This window comes from Methyloceanibacter sp. (assembly GCF_051306395.1).
In the GTDB taxonomy this organism is placed as follows: domain Bacteria; phylum Pseudomonadota; class Alphaproteobacteria; order Rhizobiales; family Methyloligellaceae; genus Methyloceanibacter.
In genome coordinates this window covers 1-3,352 of sequence record NZ_JBPPND010000064.1, presented here as the reverse complement: position 1 = coordinate 3,352, position 3,352 = coordinate 1, and the positions used below count along the sequence as shown (strand labels likewise).

At 63.4% G+C, this 3,352-nt stretch carries 3 protein-coding genes and 1 tRNA gene; 3 read left to right on the top strand and 1 reads right to left on the bottom strand.

Annotated elements, in window-relative coordinates; translation table 11 throughout:
* The first annotated feature begins 47 nt into the window (after positions 1-47).
* A tRNA-Ala gene (locus ACSLE4_RS03995) sits at positions 48-123 on the top strand.
* 37 nt (positions 124-160) lie between these two features.
* Here ACSLE4_RS03995 and ACSLE4_RS03990 read toward each other — a convergent pair.
* Complete coding sequence (locus ACSLE4_RS03990; protein ID WP_435903186.1) at positions 161-1,039, bottom strand: SDR family NAD(P)-dependent oxidoreductase; 879 nt, start codon at positions 1,037-1,039, stop codon at positions 161-163.
* Between the two features lie 208 nt (positions 1,040-1,247).
* Here ACSLE4_RS03990 and ACSLE4_RS03985 point away from each other — a divergent pair, with 208 nt between their 5' ends.
* Both ACSLE4_RS03985 and ACSLE4_RS03980 read left to right on the top strand, forming a co-directional pair.
* Positions 1,248-2,516, top strand: a complete 1,269-nt coding sequence (locus ACSLE4_RS03985; RefSeq protein WP_435903185.1) for a hypothetical protein — start codon at positions 1,248-1,250, stop codon at positions 2,514-2,516.
* Positions 2,517-2,634: 118 nt separating this feature from the next.
* Positions 2,635-3,352, top strand: a 718-nt coding sequence (locus tag ACSLE4_RS03980) for a Ku protein (protein WP_435903184.1), incomplete at its 3' end; no start/stop codon positions are given.

Sequence of the window (3,352 nt, the reverse complement as noted above, 5' to 3'; positions counted from 1 at the left end):
CCCTTGCTTGACAGGGATGGGGGCGGTTCCCTAAATGCGGGCTTCTCGGGGCCGTAGCTCAGTTGGGAGAGCGCAGCAATCGCACTGCTGAGGTCGTCGGTTCGATCCCGTCCGGCTCCACCATTTCCAAGACTTCAAGCCTCTCCAGAGGCGTTTTGCCTCAGTCGCCTTTGCCGGCGTCCTGCCCGGTCGGCGCCTTCCAACCCTTCGGCCATTGCAGATTGCCTTCGGCGTCCCGCACTCGGAAGAACCAGCCGACGGCGGGGATCAGCATGATCCCCGGAATGAAGCGGACGCTTGCGGCAACGACGCGGTTGAGGAAGCCCTCGATGATCACCCAGTTGCCGCGCATGAAGCGCCGGTAGGCGGCTTCCGCCATCGCTTCCGGGGTCATGCGGGGAAAATAGACCATGTAGCGCGAATACTCGGCGCCGGCCTTTTCGTGCATCGTGGTCTCGATCGGGCCGGGCGCGACGACACAGATGCGCACGCTCGAGCCGAACACTTCCCACGCGAGCGACCGGCTCCACGAGATCATGAACGCCTTGGTGGCGGCATAAGTGGCCTGATAGGGCACTGGCATGAACCCTTCCAACGAGGCGACGTTGAGGACGCCGCCTTTGTCGCGCGCCAGCATGTCGGGCAGAAAGCGGCGCGTCAGATCCACCACGGCGCGCATGTTCAGATCGACGATCTTGAGCAGTTCCTCCCGGTCCTGGTCCTGGAAGAAACCCGCCGTCATGATGGCGGCGTTGTTGACCAGAGATTCGCAATGGAGGCCTTTCGTGCGCAGGACATCGGCGAGCTGATTGCAGCCTTCCAGCGTGGAAAGATCGCAGGCGGCATAGTGAGCCGGGACGTCGTGCGCAGCCGCGATCTCGCTCGCGGTCTTGGCCAGCGCCGCTTCGTTGCGCGCCACGAGCAGAAGCGTGTGGCCGTGCTTGGCGAACTCCTCGGCAAGCGCGCGTCCGATCCCTTGCGTCGCGCCGGTGATGACGGCGGCAGGCGCAAGCTCCGGTTGGTCGTCACGCGCGTTCATGTCTATCCACCGCCACTTTTGGGGGGCTCAATACCCAAGAAGATCAACCGCGCCGGCAAGCAATCACCTAACACAAATGGTTGCAAGCAGTGCGGCTGCTGCCGGTAACCGTGCCAGCCCCAATCGGTTGGGGCCGGACCGGACACCGCGTTAGAGTTTGCCAAGGTCATGTCAACATCTGTTTGCCGGATTGGAAGTGTGCAGCGCAATGTCGATAATTCGTTACCTCTATTTACCCCTTCTCGGGGCCATTGGCGTCGCCGGGATGGCCGTCGCTTCCGCTGCGGAGCCGAGCCTCGGCCAGGCGGTTCGCGCGGCCGATGCCAAATATCTCACGGCGCCTGAGATCGGCACGGTCGACAAATCCCCAAAGATCGTGGTGGGCGGGGGCGAGGATGGCCTGCCGCCCCTCGATGACGAAATTTCGTTCGGTCCACTGCGCGTGACCTTGACCTATGTCGAGGAAGAGCCCCAGCCGGAAGAAAAGCCGAGCGCCAATGACCTGCCGGGCGACGCCGACGACGCCCCGGTGCAGGACCCCGCCGGGGACGAGCTCCTGGCGGAGGGTGAGATTCCCTTGGAGGACATTCCCGAGGAGGCGATGCTTCCAGGCGAGTTCGATCTTGGCGAGACGGCATCGCGCAGGGCGGTGGTGACCGTCTATTTCGACGATCCGAACCCCCAGTCCGCGGCGCCCGGGGGGACCGAGACCACGGCGTCTGACCTGGATCAGCCGCAAGGCGCAGGCGATATCGGCGAGGAGGAGGCCGGGGGTGCCGCCGCCGAACCTCCAGTCCCGGCCGGGCCGCGCGTCGTGGCCACGCTTCAGGGCCCGGGTGCCGGGGTTTCAGACCCGCCGGTCAGCATTCAGATCGCCGAGCTCGACCCCGGCAACGCCTTTCCGGAGGTGGTGGTGTCGTTCTTCACCGGAGGCGCCCATTGCTGCTCGGCGACGAGCGTTGTTACCAGTAATGCGGACAGCACGGAGTGGTCCACGGTCGATGTCGGGCAATTCGACGGCGGCCCGATGCTGGCGCTCGATCTCGATGGCGACGGCACTTTCGAGTTCGAGACCCGGGACAATGCCTTTCTCTATGCGTTTGCCTGCTACGCCTGCTCGCAGGCGCCGCTTCAGGTGCTGGCGCTCAAGGACGGCGAGATCAAGGATGTGAGCGCCGCGCCGCGCTTCAAGCGTGCACATGCCGCCTGGCTCAAGAACATGATCGTCGGCGTGCCCGAGCAAGAAGTGAACGGCTACCTGGCGGGCTATGTGGCTCAGAAGATCAGGCTCGGCGAGGGCAAGCAGGCGTGGAAGCTGATGCTTAAGTATTACGACCGCGAGACCGATTGGGGGCTCGACGTGTGTGACGTGAAACGCGACGAGGCTGGAGACTGTCCGGGCGAGACCAAGCGCGTGGCCTTCCCAGAAGCGCTCGAACTTATGCTTAAGGAAAACGGTTATAAGATAGGAGGCTGAGCCCGAACCCCGCGATTTCCGTTCGAAATCCAGGGAGAGGATCGGAACCCCCGTGCCTGGAGCGGCCTTGCAGTGGCTCCCCGGGCGGGCTTTACGCGTTTTTCGAGGAGTAAGGCCCATGGCACCGCGCGCTTTCTGGACCGGTTATCTCAGGCTGTCGCTGGTCAATATCCCGGTCAGGCTCTACGCCGCGACCTCGTCGGAGCGGTCCATCGCCTTCCACCAGATCCACGAGCCGACCGGAGAGCGCATCCGCTACCAGAAGATCGCGCCGAGCGTGGGTCCCGTCGAGAATGAGGAGATCACCAAGGGCTATGAGTACGAGAAGGGCAAATATGTCCTGATCGACCCCAAGGAAGTCGACGAGTTGAAGCTCGAGTCGAAGCAGACCATCGATCTTGCGCGCTTCGTCGACGAGGACGCGATCGACCCGCGCTACTTCCAGACGCCCTATTACCTGATGCCCGACGGCGACATGGCCGACGAGGGCTACGTCCTGCTCCATCGCGCGCTCAAAGAGACGAAGAAGGTCGGCGTCGGGCAGTTCATCCTGCGCGGCCACGGCAACATCGCCGCCATCAAGCCCTTCGAGAAGGGCCTGCTGCTCGAAGTGCTGCGTCATGAAAACGAGATCCGCTCGGCGGATACGCTGTTCGACGAGATTCCCGAGGTCAAAGTCGACAAGGAAGGGCTCGATCTCGCCACGGAGCTCATTAAGCGCAAGGCCGGCAAGTTCGAGCCCGATCAGTTCAAGGACGAATACCGTGAAGCCGTGTGGGAGCTGATCCAAGCCAAGCTCGAGGACCGGGCTCCGGAAATCGTCACCGAGCAGCCTG

Bases quoted from the DNA above. Each gene is read 5' to 3' on its own strand.
- ACSLE4_RS03990 (WP_435903186.1), bottom strand. From the start codon at position 1,039: ATGAACGCGCGTGACGACCAACCGGAGCTTGCGCCTGCCGCCGTCATC.
- ACSLE4_RS03985 (WP_435903185.1), top strand. From the start codon at position 1,248: ATGTCGATAATTCGTTACCTCTATTTACCCCTTCTCGGGGCCATTGGC.